The organism is Bacillus sp. AFS098217 (genome assembly GCF_002551815.1).
Lineage (GTDB): Bacteria > Bacillota > Bacilli > Bacillales > Bacillaceae_G > Bacillus_A.
Genome location: NZ_NVPR01000062.1, coordinates 65,492 through 91,682, shown reverse-complemented (window position 1 = coordinate 91,682; position 26,191 = coordinate 65,492). Strand labels below are relative to the sequence as shown.

Below are 26,191 nucleotides of genomic sequence, written 5' to 3'. Positions count from 1 at the left end.
AGTACAGATATATAAAGAGAGAGTGTAACAGTTTCGGAAATATAGTATACTAAAAATACAACATATGAAGAATTTAGGGAAAAGAAAGTATGGTGAAACCATTTGGCTACCAAACATAACCAAATTTTAGAACATATTAATAGCCTGCCGGTAGGGCATAAAATTTCTGTACGTCAAATTGCAAAAGACTTGAGTGTAAGTGAAGGAACAGCTTATCGTGCGATTAAAGATGCAGAAAATAAAGGATATGTTAGTACAATTGAACGTGTGGGAACAATCCGAATTGAGCAAAAGAAGAAAGAGAATATAGAAAAACTTACATATGCAGAAGTGGTCAATATCGTGGATGGCCAAGTACTTGGAGGAAGAGAAGGGTTACATAAAACATTAAATAAATTCGTGATCGGTGCTATGAAATTAGAAGCGATGATGCGTTATACGGAAGCAGGGAACTTACTGATTATCGGGAACCGTACAAATGCACATCAACTGGCGTTAGAAACAGGAGCTGCGGTATTAATTACAGGTGGATTCGATACGGAAGATCATGTGAAAAAATTAGCAGACGAATTAAAATTGCCGATTATTTCAAGTAGCTATGATACATTTACTGTGGCAACGTTAATTAACCGTGCGATTTATGATCAGCTTATTAAGAAAGATATTGTGCTTGTTGAAGATATTTTGACGTCAATTGAAGAAACATTATATTTAAAACCTACTGATACAGTACAACAATGGCATGCGTATAACGAAGAAACGATGCATGGGCGTTATCCAATTGTGGATGAAAACAAAAAAGTATTAGGTATTGTAACTTCAAAAGATATGATCGGTGTTGCTAAAGAAACGCCGATTGAAAAGGTGATGACAAAACATCCGATTACAGTAAACGGAAAGATGTCTGTAGCAGCTGCAGCGCGTATGATGGTGTGGGAAGGAATTGAAATGCTTCCTGTTGTCGATGAAGGAAGTAAACTTCAAGGAATCATAAGCCGTCAAGATGTGCTTCAAGCGCTGCAAATGATTCAGCGTCAACCACAGGTCGGAGAAACGATTGATGATATTGTTACAAATCAATTTGTAACGCCGAAGGAAGCTAAGAACGAACATAGTTATCAATTTTCTGTGACACCACAAATGACGAGTTCATTTGGAACATTATCATATGGTGTATTTACAACTGTTGTCACAGAAGCAACAAATCGCGCAATCCGTGCACAGAAGAAAAGTGATTCGATTGTTGAGAACTTAACCATCTACTTTGTAAAGCCTGTTCAAATCGATAATGTTGTTTCTGTACATCCGCAGGTGTTAGAAATTGGCCGTAAATTTGGAAAGGTGGATGTAGAAGTGCGTCACGGAGGAGATGTTGTTGGGAAAGCGCTATTAATGGTGCAATTAATTGATCGATAAGCATACAAAAAGAGCGGAATGAAGAATCCTTTTAAAAAGGAGATTCGTTCCGTTCTTTTTTTGCAAGTGGACTAAATTGTTGAATAAGAGAAGGGATGGAAAGGAGATCAATCGAAAGAGAATACCATACTACATTATCTTAACTAGATTGAAGAGGAACTATCTGGAGAAACGATCGTATAACGTAAGTAGTTAGAATAGAAATGGATTTTCATAGACGGTTCAATGTTTCCTTAAATATACAGAAAGTCCCTGTATTTGGTATTTTAATCGTGATATGATTAGATTGTAAGATAATGGGTATAAAAAAGAGGAGGGGTGGTATTCAATATGTCATCAAAATTACTCTTTTTTGCTGGTGTTGCATTGTTTTATTTTCTTGCAATGATTCCTATTCAATATTTGTACATTGAAGGGTTAAATGAACAAAAGAAACGGATAGGAAAATCGCAGCAAGAACGTTATAAAAATATGTCCTTTGAAGAAGAACAATTACATTTTCATATACAAGGAAATCCTTTCAATATACCATCTGCACTTATTGCATACATGATTTTGAAAATAAAGGGACGTAAAAAAGCATCAGCATAAATGTCTGATGCTTTTTGCAGTGTTACATGGTTTTGTACGCTTCTGCTTCTTCGACTGCAAGAGGCAAGAAATGCTTATACTGACGGAACCCATTAAAAATACTTGCGCCGCCAAATAAGAGAAATAACACACCAACGATAATACGTACTGTTGAGAGCTCTAGGAAAAATTGATTTGCGCCAAACAACGCAACGAATAAGCCGAGTGCCATTGCTGATTTTCCCGCGAGCCATCCTTTCTCCATTGGACGGTTTGTACGGAAGTATTTTGTTTTATAGAAGAGATATAACATAAATGAGACGATAATACAAAAGACTAATACTGGCATGATACAATCCTCCATTACTTTGTATATAATGTATCTCCACTCATTATGAGAGAGTAGCGGAGAAAAAGAAGCGCTATTAACAGAACTTTCTCACTATTATTATAAAGCAATTGTCCACATGTATAAAATGTTTTCAGTTATAATGGAGGATAAAGTGAGAAAATTGATTACAGGGGCAGGAATGAATAAAAAGGAGACTATACATATGCACGAACAAATTTTAGCAGCGATTAAAGAGTTTGATACGATCATTATTCACCGTCATGTGCGTCCAGATCCAGATGCACTTGGTTCACAATGCGGACTTGGGACCATTCTTCAAGAGTCGTTCCCAGAAAAAAAAATTTACATGGTTGGATACAGTGAGCCTTCCTTATCGTATTTACGAGTAATGGATGAAATTGAGGATAGCGTATATAAAGAAGCGCTTGTTATTGTGTGCGATACAGCAAACCAAGAGCGCGTTTGTGATCAGCGTTATATAAAAGGGAAGATGCTTATTAAAATTGATCATCACCCAAATGAAGATCCGTACGGAGATATTACGTGGGTTGATACGACATCAAGTTCTACAAGCGAGCTCATTTATGAGTTTTATTCTTATGGAAAAGATAAAGGCTTAACAATTACGAAAGAAGCGGCTCGTCTTATTTTAGCAGGGATTGTGGGAGATACAGGGCGTTTCTTATTCCCGAACACATCAGCAAGAACGCTTCGCTACGTGAGTGAACTTGTGGCAATGGGCATTGATTTTCCAGCGTTATATAACGAGATGTATAAAACGCAAGAAAAAATTGCTCGTTTAAATGGATACATTTTGCAAAACTTTACGATGACAGAAGAAGGGGCAGCGTATATTAAGCTGACAAAAGAAGTGCTAGAAGAATTTCATGTACTTCCTTCAGAGGCATCTGGTGTTGTGGGAGCGCTTGGTAATATCGATGGATTAAAAGCTTGGGTTCTATTTTTAGAGGAGGACGATGTAATCCGTGTTCGCCTTCGTTCTAAAGGACCTGTTATTAATAAATTAGCGATGCAATATAACGGCGGAGGGCATCCGATGGCTTCTGGCGCGAAAGCTTCTTCTTGGGAAGAAGCCGATCGACTTTTTGCAGACTTGCGTGAGATTTGTAAGTAAATATATTTGTATCAAAAATAAGAAAAGTAGAGCCGAGAAGCTCTACTTTTTTTGCTGTATATCGATGCTAATTTCGAGTACGGTATCAAAAGAAATTGTGTCAACTTTAAAGCGATACGTTCGGTCATAATGCTTGTATGTTTTATTCTCAATTACTTTTTTTAGTAGCTCTTTATTTTTGGCAATGCTTTGTATGTTTTTCGTTAAGAGGTGCTGAAGGTCATTATGAATCGAAGTTGTAATGTTTTCGAGAGTAAGATTGTCTAAATCATATTTGTCCCGGTTTTCAATTTTAATTTTAATTTCTTGAATTGTTAAGAGCTGTTTATTTTCTTCATTCAATTTGTCGTGGTCTTCAAGAAGAACGCGGAGCTTTTCTTCTTGTTTCTTAATGATTTGTTCTTGTTCTGCTATTGTACTAGCTTGTTCTTGTTGGAAAACACCGTATATGTACAAAAAAATAAACCAACTCAAAACCCCTCCGACAGCAGCTCCCGCTAAAAATAAATACCATCGTTTAGCTGTAGAAGTACTTGGTACTCTCATACATGATCCTGCGTAAGCCATTTAATAATAATAAGACCGGTTTGCATGCCGCCTGTTGCGAAAAAAATGAGCAAAATTTGTTTCACAATATCTTTCATATCTCCTTCAAAAAAACTTCTTTCAAAGCTATAAAAGGTATCGAAAGTTCCGCCGATTGCCGCAACAAGCGCCCAAATTCTTAAATTTTGTGCGAATTGATTAATATAGGTGAGGGCTGGTTTCCCGATAAGAAAAGCACCAATACCACCAATTAATGAGCCACCAAGCATAACTCCAAAGGCAATAAAGTAACTCATAATAAGAAGAGAGAAAAAAGTATGTTCTCTTACATCCATCGTCATTCCCCTTTCTTCTTCATATATATGGACAAAGTATAAGAAGTATGTTTTGATTTCCGCTTTCCTCATCACCTATAATGAAAGTAGTCAAATAGGTAAAGAGAGGGTACAACAGTGAAGTTTGTGCATTTACAATGTCAAACCGTTTATAGTTTGTTACAAAGTGCTTGTAAAATTGATGAACTTATAATTCGTGCGAAAGAGCTTGGATTTTCATCTCTCGCAATTACAGATGAAAATGTGATGTACGGAGTAATTCCGTTTTATAAAGCATGTAAGAAAAATGGCATACAGCCTATTATCGGATTAACGGCCTCTGTTTTTAGTGAGGAAGAAGAGAAGGCCTATCCGCTCGTATTACTTGCTGAAAATGAAACAGGTTATCAAAACTTATTGAAAATTTCTAGCGCTATCATGACCAAGTCAAAAGACGGAATCCCGAAAAAGTGGCTTGCTCACTATGCAAAAGGGTTGATTGCGATTACTCCGGGGAAAGACGGGGAAATTGAACAACTGTTATTACAAGGAAAAGACGAGGTTGCTGAAGAAGTAGCTCGGATGTACCAAAATATGTTTGGCAGCTTCTATATGAGTTTGCAGCACCATGCGATTCAGGATGAATTGTTTTTACAAGAAAAGGTACCGGGATTTTCCAGTAAGATGAGTATCCCAGTCGTTGCAACAAATGATATTCGTTATGTGAATCAAAGTGATGCACTTGTGCATGAGTGTTTATTATCTGTTCAGAGCGGAACGAAAATGACAGATCCAGATAGGCCAAGGCTCAAAACAGATCAGTATTATTTAAAATCATCAGCTGAAATGGCAGCTTTATTTTCTCACGCAGAAGAAGCGCTTCAGAATACAGTTCGTATCGCTGATGGTTGCCACGTAGAAATCCCATTCCATGTCAATCAATTACCGCAGTTTCCTGTACCATCTAATGAGACGAGTGATGCTTATTTACGCCGTATTTGCGAAGATGGATTGCGGAAACGATATGGTGTACCGAAAGAGGTGCATGTTAAACGTTTGAATCATGAACTTGAAGTTATCTCTCGCATGGGTTTTAGTGATTATTTCCTCATTGTGTGGGACTTTATGAAATATGCACACGAACATGGCATTTTAACAGGTCCAGGGCGTGGTTCAGCAGCGGGTTCACTTGTTTCTTATGTACTGGAAATTACAGACATTGATCCAATTGCATACAATTTATTATTTGAGCGATTTTTAAACCCTGAACGCGTCACGCTTCCAGATATTGATATTGATTTTCCAGATATAAGACGTGATGAGATGATTCGTTATGTAAAAGATAAATATGGTCAGCTCCGGGTTGCGCAAATTGTTACGTTTGGAACGCTTGCTGCAAAAGCAGCGATTCGGGATATTGCCCGCGTAATGGGGCTGCCGCCAAGAGATATTGATCTATTTTCAAAACTTATTCCATCCAAGCTTGGGATTACATTAAAAGAAGCGTATGAGGAGTCGCAATCCCTTCGTGAATTTGTACAAGGGAATCTCTTACATGAGCGTGTTTTTGAAATTGCAAAGCGTGTAGAAGGCTTGCCGCGTCATACGTCTATTCATGCAGCTGGAGTCATTATGAGCCAAGAACCGCTAACAGGAAGTATTGCGATTCAAGAAGGGCATAACGACGTGTATGTTACGCAATATCCAGCAGATGTATTAGAAGAACTTGGTTTATTGAAAATGGACTTTTTAGGATTACGTAATTTAACGCTACTTGAGAACATCCTTAATTTTATTGTGACAACAACTGGAAAACAAATTGATATAAGAAATGTATCTCTTCAAAATGAAAAGACATTTCAATTACTAGGGAGAGGGGATACAACAGGCGTATTTCAGCTCGAATCTGGGGGCATGCGGAATGTCCTTCGCGGGTTAAGGCCAAATGAATTTGAAGATATAGTTGCCGTTAACTCTCTGTATCGTCCAGGACCGATGGAGCAAATTCCAACATTTATTGAATCGAAACATGGAAAGCGTCAAATTCAGTATTTGCACCCTGATTTGAAACCGATTTTAGAGAGCACATATGGTGTAATTGTTTATCAGGAGCAAATTATGCAAATTGCTTCAAAATTGGCCGGATTTTCACTTGGAGAAGCTGATTTGCTTCGCCGCGCAGTAAGTAAAAAAAATCGGGATATTTTAGATCAGGAACGAAAACATTTTGTCCAAGGGTGTTTACAAAATGGATATAATGAAACATCTGCAGAGCAAATTTACGATTTAATTGTTAGATTTGCAAATTACGGTTTTAACCGAAGTCATGCAGTAGCATACAGTATGATCGGATATCAACTAGCTTATTTAAAGGCAAATTACCCGCTAGAGTTTATGACAGCACTATTATCAAGTGCAATCGGGAACGAAGATAAGATTGTGCAATATATACGCGAAACAAAGCGCAAAGGTTTTCGTGTTTTACCGCCGTCTCTTCATAGAAGCAGCTACAATTTCCGGATAGAAGGAAATGCAATTCGCTATAGTCTACTTTCGATTCGAAATATTGGGATGGCTACAGTGAACGCCTTGATTGAGGAAAGGGAGAGAGGCCCATTCCAAGATTTATTTGAGTTTTGTCTACGCATGCCAGCAAAATTTGTTACAGAGCGCAATTTAGAGGCGCTTGTTTGGGCGGGTTGCTTTGACGATTTCGAAGTTTCACGGACAACCTTGTTTAATAGTATTAAGGGTGCTTTGGAGTATGCAAACCTTGCGCGTGAATTAGGGGAAGAAAGTGTACCGAAATCAGTATATGTACAAGGAGAAGAACTATCTTTTATCGAACAATTGAATAAAGAAAAAGAAGCGCTCGGTTTTTATTTGTCGAGTTATCCAACCGCGCAGTATGCAACTCTTGTGAAAGAGCTGGAAATTCCGTCACTGGCACAAGCAATGAGACAGAAACGGAAAGTACAAAGGGCAATCGTATATATAACAAGTGTGAAAGTCATTCGGACGAAAAAATTGCAAAAAATGGCGTTTGTAACATTTTGCGATCAAAATGATGAAATGGAAGCAGTTGTATTTCCAGAGACGTATATCCATTTTTCGGAAAGGTTACAAGAAGGTGAAATTGTTTTAGTTGAAGGGACAATTGAGCAGCGAAACCATAAATTACAATGGATTGTGAATGGCCTTTATCCATTGGAGCAAATGGATGTATACGATGAAATGAAAGAAGCATCCATCTATGTTAAACTACCGTCACAGTATGACAAGAAGTTGTTAAATCAGGTTACAAAAATATTGTTTAACTATTCAGGTTTTGCGAAAGTACTAATTTATTATGAAAAGGAACATAAGATGGTACAATTATCTCGTAGTTTGTCAATTCATCCAAGTAAAGAATGTTTAAGAGCACTTCGTGAAATTGTCGGTGACGAAAATATCGTAGTGAAAATATAATGGACAATTTCCCTATATTTCGATTATTATAGTAGTAGTGTTCGTGGTCAGACCACTTGGAGACAATGATATCAGCAAGAATAATTTGAGGAGAGTGGATAGTTTGTCAACACTTCGTGAAGAAGCACTTCACATGCATAAAGTGCACCAAGGAAAATTAGAAACTGTATCAAAGGTAAAAGTAGAAAATGCGAAAGATTTAAGTCTTGCGTATTCTCCAGGGGTTGCAGAACCTTGTAAAGAAATTTATGACGATAAAAGTAAGGTATATGAATATACAATGAAGGGAAACATGGTAGCAGTTGTGACGGACGGAACAGCTGTACTTGGTCTTGGTAACATCGGACCAGAAGCATCTCTTCCGGTAATGGAAGGTAAGGCGGTATTGTTTAAGAGCTTTGCCGGCGTAGATGCATTCCCAATTGCCTTAAATACAAACGATGTAGATAAAATTATTGAAACTGTAAAATTAATGGAGCCAACATTTGGCGGTGTAAACTTAGAAGATATCGCAGCACCAAACTGCTTTATCATTGAAGAACGTTTGAAAAAAGAAACAAATATTCCGGTATTCCATGATGATCAACATGGAACAGCTATTGTAACAGTAGCGGGTCTTGTAAACGCGCTTAAGCTAGTTGGAAAGAAAATGTCTAATATTAAAGTTGTAGCGAATGGTGCAGGTGCAGCGGGTATTGCAATCATTAAACTTTTATATCGCTATGGTGTACGCGACATAATTATGTGTGACCGAAAAGGCGCAATTTATGAAGGTCGCCCTGTTGGTATGAATCCGGTGAAAGACGAAGTTGCAAAATATACAAATAAGAACCGTATAGAAGGTTCTTTAGCAGAGGTTATACAAGGTGCGGATGTATTCATTGGTGTATCTGCAGCAGGTGCATTAACTGAGGAAATGGTTCGTACAATGAATGACGATGCAATTATTTTTGCAATGGCAAATCCAGTCCCAGAAATCATGCCGGAACTGGCAAAAGCAGCAGGCGCAGCTGTTGTTGGTACTGGCCGTTCTGACTTCCCGAACCAAGTAAATAATGTACTAGCGTTCCCTGGTATTTTCCGTGGTGCACTTGATGTACATGCAACACAAATTAATGAAGAAATGAAGATGGCAGCTGTAGAGGCCATTGCAGAGCTTGTATCGGCTGATGAGTTAAATGCGGATTATATCATTCCAGCACCGTTTGACGCGCGTGTGGCGCCTCAGGTGGCAGCTTATGTAGCAAAAGCCGCGATGGAGACAGGAGTAGCTCGCCGTCAAGTAGATCCAAATGAAATCGCTGAGAAAACAAAACAATTAGCGTTGATTGGTAAAGAATAAGCGAGGAATTTCCATTGACACCATCAAATACAAAAGTGTATCTCGAAATTGTAAAGAAAATCCGTTCTATTATGGAAGAGGATGGCTTAGTAGCAGGGGATCGTTTGCCGTCTGAACGTGAGTTAAGTGCGCGTTTAAACGTCGGACGTTCTTCTGTACGTGAAGCATTGCGAGCTTTAGAACTTGTAGGGTTAATTGAGACAAGACGCGGTGAAGGGACGTTTATTCGAAACTTTTATGACAACGGACTTGTTCAATTAATCGCACCGTTTCTGCTTCAAGATGAGAAGACAATTCGTGATTTATTACAAACGAAACGATTGCTTGAAAAAGATATGCTTCGAATCGTATGTGATTTGCCGCAAGAAACGTTCTCTAACGTGTTAGGTAAATTAAATCGAGTGCTTGAGAATAACGAAAGTTCAATTCGAGTCCTTCATCAAACGTTTTTTAAAACACTTATTGAACAAGTAGATAATTATTTGTTATATCGCATTTGGATGATTGTAAATGATTATGTTGCAACTCTTTCTTGTGAAATCCCGCTAGATTCTATAGCGCTTTATAAAAAACTTCATGAAGCGCTATATGCGAAAAAAGAAAAAGAGTCACTAAAAATTTATGATGAATTAGTAGAAAATATACAGTTTCATTCGTAGTGTATAAAATTTGTCGAAATGACCATGACACGTTATGACAAACAATTTATCGCATAGCCGTTAAAGTTAAACGTAAAGAGAGAGGTTATTAGACAGATTGGAAGATAAGGCTAACATCAAACTTTGGTGTTAGCCCCGTTTTCTTCCTACGCTAACCTTAGCTCTCAACAAAGGGGGTCAAAATGTGCTAAGAGATTTATTCGTGAAAAAGAAAAAGTACGCTGCAATTCCTTCAGAACAAGTACGAAAAGATGTGCCGGACGGTGTTATGACAAAATGTCCGAAATGTAAAAAAATCATGTATACAAAAGAGCTTCTTAAAAATTTGAAAGTATGTGTGAACTGTGGGTATCATCACCCGATGAACGCATGGGAGCGCCTTGATAGTATATTGGACGAAGGTTCATTTCGTGAGTACGACAAAGAAATGGTTTCTTTAAATCCACTTCAGTTTCCAGACTATGAAGAGAAACTAGAGAGTGATCGCAAGAAGACAGAATTAAATGAAGCAGTTGTGACAGGTGAAGGAACAATTGATGAAATGCTTGTTGTTGTGGCAGTAATGGATTCTCGTTTTCGAATGGGCAGCATGGGCTCTGTTGTAGGTGAAAAGATTGCGCGTGCAGTTGAAAGAGCATATGACTTACAAGTGCCATTTATTATCTTTACTGCATCGGGTGGTGCTCGTATGCAAGAAGGTATATTAAGCTTAATGCAAATGGCAAAAACGAGCGTAGCTTTGAAGAAGCATAGCAATGCTGGCGGGTTATTTATTTCTGTTATGACTCATCCGACAACAGGCGGTGTTTCAGCAAGTTTTGCTTCACTTGGTGACTATAATCTTGCAGAGCCAGGTGCACTTATCGGCTTCGCTGGTAGACGTGTAATTGAACAAACAGTGCGTGAAAAACTGCCAGAAGACTTTCAAACGGCAGAGTTTTTATTAGAGCATGGTCAATTGGATGCGGTTGTGCATCGTGATAATATGAAAGAGTCACTCCGTAAGATTTTAGAAGTTCATCAAGGAGGGGAAATGGCTGTATGGCAGAACTAGAATTTGAAAAACCAGTTGTTGAGCTAAGAAATAAGATCCATGAACTGAAAGACTATACGAAACACAGCCAGATGGATTTCAGCGAGGAAATTCGTATTTTGGAAGCGAAGCTGGAAAATTTAGAGGAAGAAATATACGGCAATATGAAAGTGTGGGATCGCGTTCAAATTGCTCGTCATGCAGAGAGACCGACGACGCTCGATTATATTGAGCACTTATTTACTGATTTTTTTGAATGTCACGGAGATCGTCTATTTGGCGATGATGCAGCGATCGTCGGCGGCATTGCGAAGTATGATGGAATGCCTGTAACTGTAATTGGGCACCAGCGCGGGAAAGATACGAAAGAAAATATTCGTCGTAATTTTGGAATGCCTCATCCAGAAGGATATCGTAAGGCACTGCGCTTAATGAAACAAGCAGAGAAATTTAATCGTCCAATTATCTGTTTCATTGATACGAAAGGTGCTTATCCTGGTAAAGCAGCTGAAGAACGTGGTCAAAGTGAAGCCATTGCTCGTAATTTATTTGAAATGGCAGGGCTTACTGTACCTGTTATTTGTATTGTTATTGGTGAAGGTGGCAGCGGTGGTGCGCTTGGTCTTGGAGTAGGAGATTACATTCATATGCTAGAAAATTCCACCTATTCTGTTATTACACCAGAGGGTGCAGCAGCAATCCTTTGGAAAGATGCAGGAAAGGCAAGGGAAGCTGCAGAAGCGATGAAAATTACGGCAGCGGATTTGAAAGAATTAGGTGTAATTGATGAAATTATTCCAGAAGCGCGCGGTGGTGCACATCGTAATATTTTAAAGCAATCAGAAAATATTGATTTGATGCTTAAAAAAACATTCCAACAATTAAACGGTATTTCGAAAGAGGAATTAATCGAAAAACGTTATGAAAAATATATGAAAATTGGACAAGTTTCGTTTTCAAACGCTTCCATTTGGATAAAATAATAAAAGCGTGCGTTCCACTTCGCGAATGCACGTTTTTATTGTGAAAAGACACATCTTCTCCATTGTATTTTTATATTTCTTCATGTTATTTTATTATAAGATAAATAATCTTTATGAGGTGAGTACAAATGAAACGTATTGGTGTATTAACAAGTGGTGGAGATTCACCTGGTATGAATGCTGCCATTCGTGCAGTTGTTCGTAAAGCGATTTTCCATGATATTGAAGTATACGGTATCTACCATGGATACGCTGGATTAATTTCTGGTCACATTGAAAAATTAGAACTTGGTTCTGTTGGCGATATTATCCACCGCGGTGGTACAAAATTATATACAGCAAGATGTCCTGAGTTTAAAGACCCAGAAGTACGACTAAAAGGAATCGAGCAGTTAAATAAATTTGGTATCGAAGGACTTGTTGTTATTGGTGGCGATGGTTCTTACCAAGGCGCTAAGAAATTAACAGAGCAAGGATTCCCATGTGTGGGTGTACCAGGTACAATCGATAATGATATTCCTGGAACAGACTTCACAATTGGTTTCGATACAGCGTTAAACACTGTTATTGATGCAATTGATAAAATTCGTGATACAGCTACATCTCATGAACGTACATATGTTATTGAAGTAATGGGGCGCCACGCTGGAGATATCGCATTATGGGCTGGTTTAGCTGATGGTGCAGAAACAATCTTAATTCCAGAAGAAGAGTATGACATGGATGACGTTATTGCTCGTTTAAAACGCGGTAGTGAGCGTGGTAAGAAACATAGTATTATTGTTGTGGCTGAAGGTGTTGGAAGTGCGATTGACATCGGTAAGCAAATCGAGGAAGCAACAAGTTTTGATACTCGCGTAACTGTATTAGGTCACGTACAACGTGGTGGATCACCAAGTGCACAAGACCGTGTATTAGCAAGCCGTCTTGGTGCAAGAGCGGTTGAACTGTTAATCGAAGGCAGAGGTGGACGCTGCGTTGGTATCCAAAACAACAAACTAGTTGATCATGACATTATTGAAGCGTTAGCTCAAAAGCATACGATTGATAAAGATATGTATCAATTATCTAAAGAATTATCCATCTAATCGGCGTAATGTCGGATATTTGGGAACGGTTTCATAACTTTCGGAGGTGCAATATGCGTAAAACAAAAATTGTATGTACTATAGGTCCTGCAAGTGAAAGCATTGAAAAATTAGAGCAATTAATCGAAGCGGGTATGAACGTTGCGCGTTTAAACTTCTCTCATGGTAGCCATGAAGAGCACGGAGCGCGTATTAAAAGTATTCGTGAAGCTTCAAAGAGAACTGGTAAAACAGTTGCAATCTTACTTGATACAAAAGGTCCAGAAATCCGTACACATGACTTCGTAGACGGACAAGCCGAATTAGTAACAGGTGCAGAAGTAATTATTTCTACAGAACTAGTATTAGGAACTGCAGAGAAGTTCTCTGTAACATATGCTGGTCTTTATGACGATGTAGAAACTGGTTCTCGTATTCTGATCGATGACGGTCTAATTGAGTTAGAAGTAATCGAGAAAGTAGACGGAAATATCCGCACAAAAGTATTAAACAGCGGAACTGTAAAAAATAAAAAAGGTGTAAACGTACCAAACGTAAGTATTAAGCTTCCTGGTATCACTGAGAAAGACGTAAAAGATATCGTCTTCGGTATCGAGCAAAAAGTTGATTTCATTGCAGCATCTTTCGTTCGTAAAGCAGCCGACGTATTAGAAATCCGTGAATTATTAGAAGCGCACAATGCATCATACATTCAAATCGTACCGAAAATTGAAAACCAAGAAGGTATCGACAACATCGATTCAATCTTAGAAGTTTCTGACGGTTTAATGGTAGCTCGTGGTGACATGGGTGTAGAAATTCCGCCAGAAGAAGTACCATTAGTACAAAAACGTCTAATCAAAAAATGTAACGTATTAGGCAAACCGGTTATTACAGCAACACAAATGTTAGATTCTATGCAACGTAACCCACGTCCAACTCGTGCGGAAGCAAGTGACGTAGCAAACGCAATCTTCGATGGTACAGATGCAATCATGCTTTCTGGTGAAACTGCAGCGGGTCTATACCCATTAGAAGCAGTAACAATGATGGCAAACATCTCAACACGTGTTGAAAAATCATTACAATATGAAGATATGTTCAAAAAACGTATTAAAGAGTTCACACCAACAATTACAGACGCAATTAGTCAATCTGTTGCACATACAGCAATCGCTCTTGATGTGGCTGCAATCGTTGCGCCAACAGAAAGTGGCTACACTGCAAAGATGATCTCTAAATATCGTCCAAAATCTCCAATCGTAGCTGTAACATCTGACGAGCAAGTATGCCGCCGTCTTGCGCTTGTTTGGGGTGTACAAGCATATATGGCTGGTAAACGCGCAGCGTCTACAGATGAAATGATAGACACAGCAATTCAAACAGCTATGGATGCAGACTTGCTTGGTCTTGGTGATACAGTTGTAATCACTGCTGGCGTTCCGGTTGCTGAAACTGGTACAACAAACTTAATGAAAATCCATGTTGTTGGTGAAGAAATCGCTAAAGGACAAGGGATTGGTCGTAAAGCAGCAAAAGGTAAAGTAGTTGTAGCGAAAACAGCTGCAGAAGCTGTAGCGAACGTAACAGAAGGTGATATCCTTGTTACAACAAGTACTGATAAGGATATGATTCCTGCAATTGAAAAAGCTGCAGCTCTAGTTGTAGAAGAAGGTGGCCTAACAAGCCATGCAGCTGTTGTGGGTGTATCAATCGGTATCCCAGTTATCGTTGGTATTGAAGGTGTAACAAGAACTTTAATCACTGGCCAAGAAGTAACAGTTGATGCCGCGCGCGGAATTGTTTATAATGGACATGCGGAAGTGCTATAAGAAGTAATATGGAGAGAAGGGTGGGAATCCTTCTCTTTTTTTACAATTAAAATACAAAAATCATTCTGAGAAAAGTCAAACGACTATATATACATCAATTAAAAACCGACATAAACCCCCTCTTTTTAGATGGGAGAGAGCATCTAGCTATGCATAGAAGCGGTCAGTGCCTTTATCTGCCACGTGCGAAGTGAAAATAGAAAGAGCAAACGAGTGTAGGTTGCTTTTTATTCTGCATAGCAGGGATTTAGATGTCGAAAAATTAAAATGGATTTATATAGTGATATGAAAAAGATTATCCCATGATTGATGTATTTAAACCTCTTGGATATCTTTGAATTGTGAATTGATAGGAGAGGGTTATAAGGCCTGTTTAAATGCTGTGAGAGGAAAGGTGTGAGGATATGAAATGGCTTTTGGTTCTTTTTATTTTAATCCCTGCAGTTGAAGTGACGGTGCTTATTGGTTCTAGTCATTTGATTGGTATGTGGCCGACGTTCGCTATGATTGTGTTTACAGCTGTCCTTGGTGCATATTTAGCAAAACAGCAAGGATTTAAGGTGCTTAGGGAAATTCAATCAAGGTTAAATAGAGGGGAAATGCCAGGTGATGCTGTAATAGATGGGATCTTTGTCTTTATAGGTGGCGTGCTTCTGTTAGTACCTGGATATGTAACGGATATAATAGGATTTGTTTTCATCTTTCCAATAACGAGAAGGCTACTTAAGCCTATGATAATGAAATGGCTAGAGTGGAAATTGAGAAGAAATACAACTATTATCGTGCAAAAATAACACGTAGAGCAGTCCCTGCTTTACGTGTTATTTTTTTGTCGAAATATAAAATGTATATTTATTCATTTGTAGAAAAAGGAAGAAAAGGTAATGATAAATATGTATAAAACAGAATAAAAATGTAAAATCGTTCTCAATGAGGGTATTTTACGCAAAAAACAAGGGAATTATCCATAGCAAATAGATAATTCCCTTGTTTTATTTGGTTGCGAATAAAAGTTACCGAGACAAATTGAGTGGAATGCTTTATCCCGTATAAGCCCCCAAAATCATTTTAATGGTGATCCTTTAATAAACTTCCATAAATCATGAAAGACATGAGCTTTGTGCAATGTGTTTAATAGTACTAATGTAACGGGACCTATGATTAATCCTAAAAAACCATAGAGCTTAAATCCGACGAATAAGGCAATAAGTGTTGGTAATGGATCGAGTCCGATATTGGATGATAGTACTTTTGGTTCCATGAGTTGTCTTTGGACAATTACGACGATATATAAAATGAGAAGCCCGATTGCGAACGCTGTATTTCCTGTGAAAAATACATATATAATCCAAGGGACAAAGACGGCCCCCGTTCCTAAATAAGGAAGTAAATCTACAACACCCGTAATGAGCGCGATTGTAATTGCGTATGGTACGCGTAAAATTAAGAGTCCAACTAATACAATGATGGTTGTCATAGATACGAGTGTGAGTTGTGCCTTTACAAATCCAAATAGCGCTTTCCTTAAATCAACAAAAATAGTCTTTCCATATCCGTGTACGCGATTTGGGAGAAATCGTCTTACTTTATGAGCCAGTTTATGCCAATCGAAACTAATAAAGAAAGTTGCTAATAAGACGAAAACAAGGACAGTTAAAGTTCTTGGAAGTGCGCTGATAAAATTGGTTAATCCACTAATAATAGCGGTTAACAGTTCTTTCATTTGTTTTGTAGCGTCTGTTCCTAGGTTTTGAATGTTTTGTGTAATTGTAAATTGCTGTGATTCCCCGAGATGATTAAATTTAGAAATTAAATCATCATAGAGAGGCATAATATTATTAAGTGCAAATTGTTGTGCATATTGGAAGATGGTTGGAAACTTGTCAGTAACAACTTGTAGCAGGTAGGTTGTGGCGGAAATCGCTTCTGTCACAAGGTATGTAACGAGTCCAACGATGGCACCGAACACGAGAATTAAACTGACGAGTACCGCTAATGCACGAGGGAATTGTAGTTTTTGATTGAGAAAATTGACGACTGGATTGATCAAATAAGCAAATGCTAAGGCGATGATAAAAGGGTATATAAGACCAAAAACATATAGAAGGACATAAAATCCAATTACTGTTGCTACAATGACCGTAATAAGTCGTAATAAGATGTATAGTGAGTTTCGATTCAAAGGTGCTGACCTCCCATTCCGAATTGTAATATGTTATAGTGGAATGATGGATTTATCCTGCTATTTGCGGGCGTTATGACACACCTTAAGCGGTGGAACCATCTGCTCGTAAAAGCCTGATGGTGAGGGCTAACCAACAGCAAGGATGTTCTTTTTTCTGTGTGGAAAGAACCTCACTTTATCTCCTTTTTATTTTACCTGTTTCTTATCAGAAAAGAAAGGAGAGTAATCTGTTTTCACGGTCAGTATAAATATTTCATTCTGGTTTGAGTTTTAAAATATAAAAGTTCTATTTGTAATCTGTTATTCTTTGCTGACTGATTTATAGCAATGAACAAATACATCGCTCTATAACTTGTATAACGATGTGTTTAACGGTAATTTTGTTTGGAAACAGGTTCATTATTTTCAGAAAGGAAGTGCAATCATGATTAGTCAATCAACTTTATTTTTATTCATACTACTTATTATTGGACTTATTGCTAAAAATCAATCACTTACAGTAGCTGTTGGTGTTTTATTTTTATTAAAGTGGACATTTTTAGGAGATAAGCTTCTTCCATATTTACAAACGAAAGGAATTAATCTTGGAGTAACGGTTATTACAATTGCCGTTCTTGTTCCAATCGCTACAGGTGAAATCGGCTTTAAGCAGCTGGGGGAAGCAACTAAATCTTATTATGCATGGATTGCATTAGCTTCAGGGATAGCAGTTGCTCTTTTGGCAAAGGGTGGTGTGCAGTTATTAACGAGCGATCCTCATATTACAACTGCTCTCGTATTTGGGACTATTATTGCAGTTGCATTATTTAATGGAGTCGCTGTAGGACCGTTAATCGGAGCTGGAATTGCCTATGCTGTGATGAACATTATACAGATGTTTAAATAAAAAATTTTATAGTAATATAAATTTTTTGAATTCTTTCCATTCACAAAAGTCAGATAATTGTATATAATAGAGCTAGAAAAACTTTTTACAAGGTTACATAACAGCGAAGACTTACACCAGATAAAATAAAAACAACATAAAACAANNTTGTTTTATGTTGTTTTTATCATAAACTCTTCGAAACTAGTTTTCCTCACCATCTGTTGTTCTAAGCGTGAGGATTCGGAGAGAAACTCACGCTCATGCTTTACAAAAGGCAGACTACATGATGGGAGCATCACAATAAATTTGCATGATCGTGCATTTTGCTTGCCTAAAGAGTGAACGAGCGCTCATAATTTAGAAGGGGAGCAAGTGAATACAAGGTTGGGAGAATTTTCAGAAAAAGGAGAGAATGTCATGACTGTTATTCGAGGTTTAGAAGGGGTAGTAGCAACAACATCATCCGTGAGTTCAATTATTGATGATACATTAACGTATGTGGGGTATAATATTGATGATTTAGCGGAGAATGCTACATTTGAAGAAGTGGTATACTTATTATGGCACCGCAAGCTTCCTAACGAAGAGGAGTTAACGGAGTTCAAAGAAACTTTATCTCAATATTTTGAAGTTCCAAGTGAGATTTTAGCATATTTAAAACAAGTAGATTTAAAGATTGCACATCCAATGTCTGTTTTACGAACAGCGATTTCCATGTTATCATTATACGATGAGAGCGCTGAAGTAATGGATGAAAAGTCCAATTATTTGAAAGCGGTTAAATTACAGGCTCAAGTAGGAACTCTTGTTGCGGCATATGCAAGAATTCGCAAAGGTTTAGAAGTTGTTGAGCCACGAAAAGATTTATCATTAGCTGCAAACTTTTTATATATGTTAAATGATCGCGAACCAAATGAAGTAGAAATTGAAGCTTTTGATAAAGCGCTTGTACTTCATGCAGATCATGAATTAAATGCTTCTACATTTACAGCACGCGTTTGTGTTGCTACACTTTCAGATGTATATTCTGGTATTACAGCAGCAATCGGTGCGTTAAAAGGGCCTCTTCACGGCGGGGCAAATGAAAATGTAATGAAGATGTTAACAGAAATTGGTGATGAAGAGAATGTAGAGTCCTATATTCATAATGCGCTTCAAAATAAAGTGAAGATTATGGGATTCGGTCACCGCGTGTATGAGCATGGTGATCCACGTGCGAAACATTTACGTGAAATGTCTAAGAGATTATGCGAGCTTTTAGGGGAAGAAAAATGGTATAATATGTCTATCAAAATCGAAGACATCGTAACAAAAGAAAAACGTCTTCCACCAAATGTCGATTTCTATTCTGCTTCTGTATACCATTGTTTAGGAATTGACCATGATTTATTTACACCAATCTTTGCAGTTAGCCGTATGTCAGGATGGTTAGCTCATATTCTAGAACAATATGAAAATAACCGCTTAATCCGTCCGCGTGCTGACTATAATGGACCAACGCATCAAAAATACGTTCCATTAGCGCAACGATAAGTAAAAAACACTATCTCGATAGTGTAAATGCGCTTTCAAAAGTCTGATTTTTTCGTGAAGATGTAATGGTTAGAATATTTTAATTTGACTAACGGTTTGAACTGAGGGGTTATTCCCTCAGTTTCACACATATGAAATTTCAAACATGGGGGTTATCACAGATGACAGGAGAAAAAATTACTGTAACGAATGGTGTTATGAATGTACCAAACAATCCGATTATTCCGTTCATTGAAGGAGATGGAATTGGACCAGATATTTGGGCGGCTGCATCTCGTGTATTAGAAGCGGCTGTTGAAAAAGCTTATAACGGTGAGAAGAAAATCGTTTGGAAAGAAGTGCTTGCAGGAGAAAAGGCATTCAACCAAACAGGCGAATGGTTACCAGAAGAGACATTGAATCTAATCCGCGAATATTTAATCGCAATTAAAGGCCCGCTTACAACTCCTGTTGGCGGTGGTATTCGTTCTCTAAACGTAGCGCTTCGTCAAGAATTAGATTTATATGTATGTTTACGTCCAGTTCGTTATTTTGAAGGTGTTCCTTCACCTGTAAAACGTCCGGAAGATACTGATATGGTTATTTTCCGTGAAAATACAGAAGACATTTATGCTGGTATTGAATATGCACAAGGATCTCCAGAAGCACAAAAAGTGCTTGAGTTCTTAAAAGAAACAATGGGTGTAAATAAAATTCGCTTCCCAGAAACATCAGGAATTGGTATTAAACCAATTTCAGAAGAAGGGACAAAGCGTCTTGTTCGTGCTGCAATTCAATATGCAATTAACGAAAAACGTTCTTCTGTTACAATAGTTCATAAAGGAAACATTATGAAATTTACAGAAGGTGCTTTCAAAAACTGGGGTTATGAAGTTGCGGAACAAGAATTTGGCGATAAAGTATTTACTTGGGCTGAATATGATCGCATTGTTGAAAAAGACGGTAAAGATGCAGCGAATAAAGCGATGGCAGAAGCTGAAGCGGCTGGCAAAATCATCGTAAAAGATTCTATTGCAGATATCTTCTTACAACAAATCTTAACACGTCCACGTGAGTTTGATGTTGTTGCAACAATGAACTTAAATGGCGATTATATTTCTGATGCACTTGCAGCACAAGTAGGTGGAATTGGTATTGCACCTGGTGCAAACATTAACTATGTTACTGGACATGCTATTTTCGAAGCTACACATGGTACAGCTCCGAAATATGCAGGTTTAGATAAAGTAAATCCATCTTCTGTTCTTCTTTCAGGGGTATTATTATTAGAACATTTAGGTTGGAATGAAGCTGCGAAATTAGTAACTGCTTCAGTGGAAAAAACAATTGCTTCAAAAGTAGTAACATATGACTTCGCTCGTCTAATGGATGGTGCAACAGAAGTGAAATGTTCTGAATTTGCGGATGCGCTTATTAACAATATGGATGTAGCGGCAATCAAAAACGCATAATCAAATTGGGGGAGAAATTATGACAATCAAACGCAAAAAAGTATCAGTCATCGGTGCAGGATTTACAGGAGCAACAACAGCGTTCTTATTAGCACAAAAAGAGCTTGCAGATGTTGTATTAGTGGACATTCCACAACTGGAAAATCCAACAAAAGGGAAAGCGTTAGATATGTTAGAAGCAAGCCCAGTACAAGGTTTTGATGCTAACATTATCGGCACATCTGATTACGCAGATACTGCTGATTCTGACGTTGTTGTTATTACAGCAGGTATTGCACGTAAACCGGGTATGAGCCGTGATGATTTAGTAGCGACAAACTCTAAAATTATGAAAAGTATTACACAAGATATCGCAAAACATTCACCAAACGCAATTATTGTTGTATTAACAAATCCAGTTGATGCAATGACATACTCTGTATTTAAAGAAGCAGGATTCCCGAAAGAACGTGTTATCGGTCAATCAGGTGTATTAGATACAGCTCGTTTCCGTACATTCATCGCACAAGAATTAAACCTTTCTGTAAAAGATATTACAGGATTCGTTCTTGGTGGCCACGGTGATGACATGGTACCTCTTGTTCGTTATTCTTATGCAGGCGGTATTCCATTAGAAACATTAATTCCTAAAGATCGCTTAGAAGCAATCGTAGAACGTACACGTAAAGGTGGCGGTGAGATTGTAAGCTTACTAGGAAATGGTAGTGCATATTACGCACCAGCTGCTTCTCTAGTTGAGATGACTGAAGCGATCTTAAAAGATCAACGTCGTGTGTTACCAGCTATCGCATACCTTGAAGGTGAATATGGCTATAGCGATCTTTACCTAGGTGTGCCAGTAATTCTAGGTGGTAACGGAATTGAAAAAATTATTGAATTAGAACTTCGCCAAGAAGAAAAAGAAGCGTTAGATCGTTCAGTAGAATCTGTACGTAACGTTATGAAGATTCTTGTTTAATACAAAAAGATATATTAAGAAAAAGATTCGGGGCCCCGAATCTTTTTCTACTATTTATATAGATTATTTTTTTGAAATAATATGAAAACGCTATCATAAATTGTGTTCTATGATGGAAATGTAGATTGTAACATACTTTGCCCTCATTATAGCAGCGCTTCGGATAATATATCGCTTTTGGTAGGATAATAAAGTAAAATTCGGGGGGAATGTAGCATGTTAAAGAAAAAAGTTCAAATTGGTCGTCGAATGGATGAAATTGCAGTAGGAGAGAAATTATCTATCACTGAAAAAATTGAGGATAAAGATTTGTTATTGTATTTAGGATTAACAAATGATTCAAATCCATTATATATCCAGCATGATTACGCATCCCAAACTCCGTATGAACAACCAATTGTGCCGAGCATTATGTTAACCGGTATGATTACAACAGCAGTTACAAAATACTTACCGGGTCCGGGAAGTCATGTTATTAGGAAGGATCTTACTTTTGTGAAGCCTGTTTACCATTATGAAACATTGCAAATTCAGTTTGAAGTTGTGGCAGTTTCAAAAGAGGAGCATACGATTGATATGCGTGTATTTGCTTATGATGAAAAAGAGGAAGTAGTTGTAAAAGGTGTATTAACGGTAGCACCTCCTTATAAATCAGCTTCTATTTTAGAAAAAGCGTTAGATAATTTTTAATGACTCACTACGAAGTTTGAACGGTGAATGATATGAAAAAAGTGCTAACATATTGCCTAATAGGCATATGATTAGCACTTTTTTTGAATATTATCGAATCAAAGTGTTACTTAATTGAAAAATCCTTTTGCGAACCCTTCTGAGAAATTAGAGAAGCCTATTTTTAGTGTATTCCAGTTTGGGAATCCGAAAGTAAAACGAATTACAAATAATAAGGGTAAAAATAGATACCCATTTTAATGTTTCGACATCTAAATCCCTGCTATGCAGAATAAAAAGTAACCTACACTCGTTTGCTCTTTCTGCTTTTACCTCGCATGTGGCAGAAAAAGGCTCTGACCGCTTCTATGCATGGTCAGATGCTCTCTTCTATCTAAAAAGAAGGGGGATGTCGTTTTTTTAATTGATGTATATATTTTTTTTACCCGCGAGGCCAAAGAATAATGAACACACCAACTAGGCAGACGGCAGCACCAGCCCAGTCAAATACATCTGGTGCTTTCTTATCGACCATCCATCCCCATAATAAACTCATCACAATAAATACACCGCCGTAAGCTGCATATACGCGTCCGAAGCTAGAAAATACTTGGAATGTGGCAATCACACCATATAAACATAAAACAATGCCTCCGATTAGACCGAATCCGATAGAACTACCTTCTCTTAGCCATTTCCAGATGAGATATCCACCGCCAATTTCAGCTAGCCCTGCAAGAATGAAAATAAGCCCTGCTTTCAACATAAATATATCCCTTCACTTTCTATCATTATTTTCTATTAGATATGTAATTCTCTTTTACCACGCTATTTGCGGACAGTAACACTCCCGCCTCAAAAGAAGTTAGGTCGGAGATGAACGGTTCGTAAAAGTCCGATTGGTAAGGGTTAATAATTAGTGGGGGATGGAGAAAACCCACATTGATTAAAGCTTCACTTTATAACTATAGCACAATCACGATTCGTGAACGGACAATTCTGTTGAGAGGGGCATTGTTTTCTAGTATGATGAGAATAACGGGGTAAATACTAGGATGAAGAAGGTTTCAAGTCTATTACTTGGAGGAAGAGAATGAGCAATCGAATTTTAGTCGTTGATGATGAGGAGTTTATCTTAACTTTAATTGAATTTAATTTACAGCAAGCTGGATTTGAAGTCATAACGGCGATGGACGGTGAAGCAGCACTTCAGAAGGCAACAACGGAACGTCCGGATCTGATTATATTAGATTTAATGCTACCAAAGATGGATGGCATGGAAGTGTGTAAAGAATTACGTTTGCAGCGCATTATGACACCTATTTTAATGTTAACTGCAAAAGATGATGAATTTGATAAAGTACTAGGTCTTGAACTTGGGGCGGATGATTATATGACAAAGCCGTTTAGCCCAAGGGAAGTTGTTGCTCGTGTAAAGGCAATTTTACGCCGCACAAAACTACAGGAGGAACAAGTTCAGGAAGTACCAGATGAAAATAATATAACAATTGCTGATTTAAAGATTTTACCGGAATTTTATGAGGCGTATTTCCGAGGAGAAAAGTTAGAACTAACACCGAAAGAATTTGAATTACTCGTTTATCTTGCAAGGAATAAAGGCCGTGTGTTAACACGTGATCAGTTATTAAGTGCTGTATGGAATTATGATTTTGCTGGTGATACAAGAATTGTCGACGTTCATATTAGCCATTTGCGAGATAAAATTGAACAGAATACGAAAAAACCAGCATACATTAAAACAATTCGTGGGCTAGGTTATAAATTAGAGGAGCCAAAAGGGGATGAATAAATTTCGCTCCAGGCTTCTTTTTACATTTGTTTCTCTTATTATTTTTATTCTATTTGGACTAGGGGTATTGCTAGAAGCGGTGTTTGAGAATTATTATATTGATCATGTCAAGGAGAGAATGGTAAAAGAGACGCAGTACGTCGCTTTATTAGTAGAGGCAGAAGGGATTGATAAGGTTTTAAAAGAACCGAATATATTTGAAAAATTAGAAGAGCAAATGCCTATGTCCATTCTATTTACTGATCAAGCGAAGAAGGTTCAATATAGTAAAAGTAAGCACGCTGTGTTCGATCAGGCAACGATTGAAGAACTTTCCTCTGAAACCGCAAAACAAAAAAATAGAGTGATTACGAAGGAAACAAATCAGAAGAATGTATTTTATCATGCGGTGTTTATCAAAGACACGCAAGGAAAACAAGGATATCTACTTGTAAAAAGTACAATTGAACCTTTGAAAGATGTCCATCAGAAAACATGGGCACTATTGATTATAGGATTTGTAATTGCTTGTCTCATCGTTGTTTTTCTTGGGGTGAAAATTACAGGGCAATATATCCGCCCAATTGAATCTGTTACGAAAGTAGCGATTGAATTAGCGAAGGGGAATTATAAGGCACGTGCTTATGAAAGTCATTCAGATGAAACAGGAATGCTAAGCAAGGCTATGAATATTTTAGCTCGCAATTTACAAGAGATGACGTTAGAACAAGAAATGCAACAAGATCGTTTACATACACTTATTGAAAATATGGGAAGCGGTATGATTTTAATTGATAGCCGGGGCTATATTAGCCTTGTAAACCGTTCCTATAAGGAGATTTTTCATGTAACAGATGAAGAGTATTTAGATCGCTTATATTATGAATCATTTCATCATACAGAAATTGTTGAACTTGTAGAAGAAATTTTTATGACAGAAGTGAAAGTGCGTAAACAAGTCTTATTGCCGCTTGGAATTGAACGAAAGCATTTTGAAGTATATGGCGCGCCGATTATTGGGACGAACCATGAGTGGAAAGGGATTGTTCTCGTATTCCATGACATTACAGAATTAAAGAAACTAGAGCAAATGCGAAAAGACTTTTTAGCGAATGTTTCTCATGAACTGAAGACACCGATTACTTCTATTAAAGGATTTTCTGAAACATTGCTTGATGGAGCGATGGAAAATCAACAGTTTTGCGAGCATTTCTTACATATTATTTTAAAAGAAAGCGAGCGTATGCAAGGCTTAATTGAAGATTTATTAGACTTGTCGAAGATTGAGCAGCAAGGCTTTAAATTAAATATGGGCACTGTTGATATAAAAGGGTTACTTGAAGAAATTCAAATGGTGTTAGATAAAAAGTCAGAAGATAAAGAAATTGTTTTACAAGTGGACGTAAACAAACCAGTTTCTGTTATCGGGGACTCTAGTCGATTGAAGCAAATCTTCATTAATTTAATTAATAATGCGATTGTATATACACCTTCTGGAGGTACAGTATCTGTTACATTATTTGAAGATGATCATAGTGCATATATAAAAGTGTCTGATACAGGAATCGGGATTAGTAAAGAAGAAATTCCGCGTATTTTTGAACGTTTTTATCGTGTAGATAAAGCAAGAAGTCGAAATACGGGCGGAACAGGACTTGGATTATCTATTGTGAAGCATTTAGTTGAGGCTCACCACGGAACGATTACAGTAGAAAGTGAAGTAGGTGTAGGAACGACATTTACAGTAGCTTTGCAAAAAAGCTAAATTGCAGTAGGGATAATAAGAAGTATATCTTAGATGATGGATATTTACATTATATTAACAATGGCTTCATCAAATATTAATAAAACTCTGTTAATATAATACATGAAAACCCCTTCATCCAAGGAGTAAATTGGGACGAGAATAGGTGCTCTGTTCTCGTCACTTCCCTTTTTGTAAAATGTAGCATGTTCATGTATATGTCTAAAAATATATGTAGTAGGAAAAACCGTTATTTTTCTTCTCTCTCTGAGTCATG

General features: G+C 37.6%; 23 protein-coding genes. 18 read left to right on the top strand and 5 right to left on the bottom strand.

Translation table 11 applies throughout. From position 1 onward, the window contains the following. Nucleotides 1-102 precede the first annotated feature (102 nt). Both COO03_RS17660 and COO03_RS17655 read left to right on the top strand, forming a co-directional pair. Nucleotides 103-1,416 (top strand): DRTGG domain-containing protein, encoded by a 1,314-nt coding sequence (locus tag COO03_RS17660; protein ID WP_097898407.1) that lies wholly within the window; start codon nt 103-105, stop codon nt 1,414-1,416. A 330-nt stretch (nt 1,417-1,746) separates the two neighbouring features. Next, complete coding sequence (locus tag COO03_RS17655; protein ID WP_097898406.1) at nt 1,747-2,007, top strand: DUF3949 domain-containing protein; 261 nt, start codon at nt 1,747-1,749, stop codon at nt 2,005-2,007. A gap of 22 nt (nt 2,008-2,029) precedes the next feature. On the opposite strand, the gene COO03_RS17650 is transcribed toward COO03_RS17655, so the two are convergent. Next, nucleotides 2,030-2,335: a YtpI family protein gene (locus tag COO03_RS17650; RefSeq protein ID WP_097898405.1), complete on the bottom strand. Its 306-nt coding sequence runs from the start codon at nt 2,333-2,335 to the stop codon at nt 2,030-2,032. A 205-nt stretch (nt 2,336-2,540) separates the two neighbouring features. On the opposite strand from COO03_RS17650, the gene COO03_RS17645 reads away from it, so the two are divergent. Then, nucleotides 2,541-3,473: a DHH family phosphoesterase gene (locus tag COO03_RS17645; protein ID WP_097898430.1), complete on the top strand. Its 933-nt coding sequence runs from the start codon at nt 2,541-2,543 to the stop codon at nt 3,471-3,473. Between the two features lie 42 nt (nt 3,474-3,515). On the opposite strand, the gene ytrI is transcribed toward COO03_RS17645, so the two are convergent. After that, nucleotides 3,516-4,019: a sporulation membrane protein YtrI gene (gene ytrI / locus COO03_RS17640; RefSeq protein ID WP_097898404.1), complete on the bottom strand. Its 504-nt coding sequence runs from the start codon at nt 4,017-4,019 to the stop codon at nt 3,516-3,518. Continuing rightward, complete coding sequence (locus COO03_RS17635; protein ID WP_141523362.1) at nt 4,016-4,429, bottom strand: YtrH family sporulation protein; 414 nt, start codon at nt 4,427-4,429, stop codon at nt 4,016-4,018. The genes ytrI and COO03_RS17635 overlap by 4 nt, the downstream gene beginning before the upstream one ends. A 42-nt stretch (nt 4,430-4,471) precedes the next feature. Here COO03_RS17635 and dnaE point away from each other — a divergent pair, with 42 nt between their 5' ends. The 8 genes from dnaE (at nt 4,472) to COO03_RS17595 (ending at nt 15,511) form a co-directional block, all read left to right on the top strand. Then, nucleotides 4,472-7,801 carry a DNA polymerase III subunit alpha gene (dnaE, locus tag COO03_RS17630; RefSeq protein WP_097898402.1) on the top strand — a complete coding sequence of 1,110 codons (3,330 nt, stop codon included), beginning with the start codon at nt 4,472-4,474 and terminating at the stop codon, nt 7,799-7,801. A 133-nt stretch (nt 7,802-7,934) separates the two neighbouring features. Further along, nucleotides 7,935-9,143: an NAD(P)-dependent malic enzyme gene (locus tag COO03_RS17625; RefSeq protein WP_170958224.1), complete on the top strand. Its 1,209-nt coding sequence runs from the start codon at nt 7,935-7,937 to the stop codon at nt 9,141-9,143. A 14-nt stretch (nt 9,144-9,157) separates the two neighbouring features. Further along, nucleotides 9,158-9,802, top strand: coding sequence for a FadR/GntR family transcriptional regulator (locus tag COO03_RS17620; RefSeq protein ID WP_097898400.1), 645 nt, complete (start codon nt 9,158-9,160; stop codon nt 9,800-9,802). A gap of 184 nt (nt 9,803-9,986) precedes the next feature. Further along, complete coding sequence (accD, locus tag COO03_RS17615; protein WP_097898399.1) at nt 9,987-10,856, top strand: acetyl-CoA carboxylase, carboxyltransferase subunit beta; 870 nt, start codon at nt 9,987-9,989, stop codon at nt 10,854-10,856. Beyond that, a complete protein-coding gene (gene accA / locus COO03_RS17610) occupies nt 10,844-11,818 on the top strand; it encodes an acetyl-CoA carboxylase carboxyl transferase subunit alpha (protein ID WP_097898398.1) in 975 nt (324 codons plus the stop codon). Before accD ends, accA begins: the two co-directional genes overlap by 13 nt. Before the next feature lie 128 nt (nt 11,819-11,946). After that, nucleotides 11,947-12,906: a 6-phosphofructokinase gene (gene pfkA / locus COO03_RS17605; RefSeq protein WP_097898397.1), complete on the top strand. Its 960-nt coding sequence runs from the start codon at nt 11,947-11,949 to the stop codon at nt 12,904-12,906. A 53-nt stretch (nt 12,907-12,959) separates the two neighbouring features. Beyond that, a complete protein-coding gene (gene pyk / locus COO03_RS17600; protein ID WP_097898396.1) occupies nt 12,960-14,717 on the top strand; it encodes a pyruvate kinase in 1,758 nt (585 codons plus the stop codon). A gap of 404 nt (nt 14,718-15,121) precedes the next feature. Then, nucleotides 15,122-15,511, top strand: coding sequence for an FxsA family protein (locus tag COO03_RS17595; RefSeq protein WP_097898395.1), 390 nt, complete (start codon nt 15,122-15,124; stop codon nt 15,509-15,511). A 269-nt stretch (nt 15,512-15,780) separates the two neighbouring features. Here COO03_RS17595 and ytvI read toward each other — a convergent pair whose 3' ends face one another. Next, a complete protein-coding gene (gene ytvI / locus COO03_RS17590) occupies nt 15,781-16,899 on the bottom strand; it encodes a sporulation integral membrane protein YtvI (RefSeq protein WP_097898394.1) in 1,119 nt (372 codons plus the stop codon). Nucleotides 16,900-17,326: 427 nt separating this feature from the next. Between ytvI and COO03_RS17585 the strand changes: the two genes are divergently transcribed. The 5 genes from COO03_RS17585 (at nt 17,327) to COO03_RS17565 (ending at nt 22,402) form a co-directional block, all read left to right on the top strand. Continuing rightward, nucleotides 17,327-17,788, top strand: a complete 462-nt coding sequence (locus COO03_RS17585; RefSeq protein WP_097898393.1) for a DUF441 domain-containing protein — start codon at nt 17,327-17,329, stop codon at nt 17,786-17,788. A 366-nt stretch (nt 17,789-18,154) separates the two neighbouring features. After that, nucleotides 18,155-19,303, top strand: coding sequence for a citrate synthase (gene citZ / locus COO03_RS17580; protein WP_170958121.1), 1,149 nt, complete (start codon nt 18,155-18,157; stop codon nt 19,301-19,303). Nucleotides 19,304-19,464: 161 nt separating this feature from the next. Next, nucleotides 19,465-20,754, top strand: coding sequence for an NADP-dependent isocitrate dehydrogenase (gene icd, locus COO03_RS17575; protein WP_097898392.1), 1,290 nt, complete (start codon nt 19,465-19,467; stop codon nt 20,752-20,754). Between the two features lie 19 nt (nt 20,755-20,773). Continuing rightward, complete coding sequence (gene mdh, locus COO03_RS17570) at nt 20,774-21,712, top strand: malate dehydrogenase (RefSeq protein WP_097898391.1); 939 nt, start codon at nt 20,774-20,776, stop codon at nt 21,710-21,712. 216 nt (nt 21,713-21,928) lie between these two features. After that, nucleotides 21,929-22,402 (top strand): MaoC/PaaZ C-terminal domain-containing protein, encoded by a 474-nt coding sequence (locus COO03_RS17565; protein WP_097898390.1) that lies wholly within the window; start codon nt 21,929-21,931, stop codon nt 22,400-22,402. Between the two features lie 421 nt (nt 22,403-22,823). Here COO03_RS17565 and COO03_RS17560 read toward each other — a convergent pair whose 3' ends face one another. Then, nucleotides 22,824-23,147: a YnfA family protein gene (locus tag COO03_RS17560; protein WP_097898389.1), complete on the bottom strand. Its 324-nt coding sequence runs from the start codon at nt 23,145-23,147 to the stop codon at nt 22,824-22,826. A 327-nt stretch (nt 23,148-23,474) separates the two neighbouring features. Here COO03_RS17560 and COO03_RS17555 point away from each other — a divergent pair, with 327 nt between their 5' ends. Beyond that, the gene (locus COO03_RS17555; protein ID WP_097898388.1) at nt 23,475-24,191 is read left to right on the top strand and encodes a response regulator transcription factor; all 717 of its coding nucleotides are present in this window, start codon (nt 23,475-23,477) and stop codon (nt 24,189-24,191) included. Continuing rightward, nucleotides 24,184-25,935: a two-component system histidine kinase PnpS gene (pnpS, locus tag COO03_RS17550; RefSeq protein ID WP_097898387.1), complete on the top strand. Its 1,752-nt coding sequence runs from the start codon at nt 24,184-24,186 to the stop codon at nt 25,933-25,935. The genes COO03_RS17555 and pnpS overlap by 8 nt, the downstream gene beginning before the upstream one ends. Nucleotides 25,936-26,191: the final 256 nt, after the last annotated feature.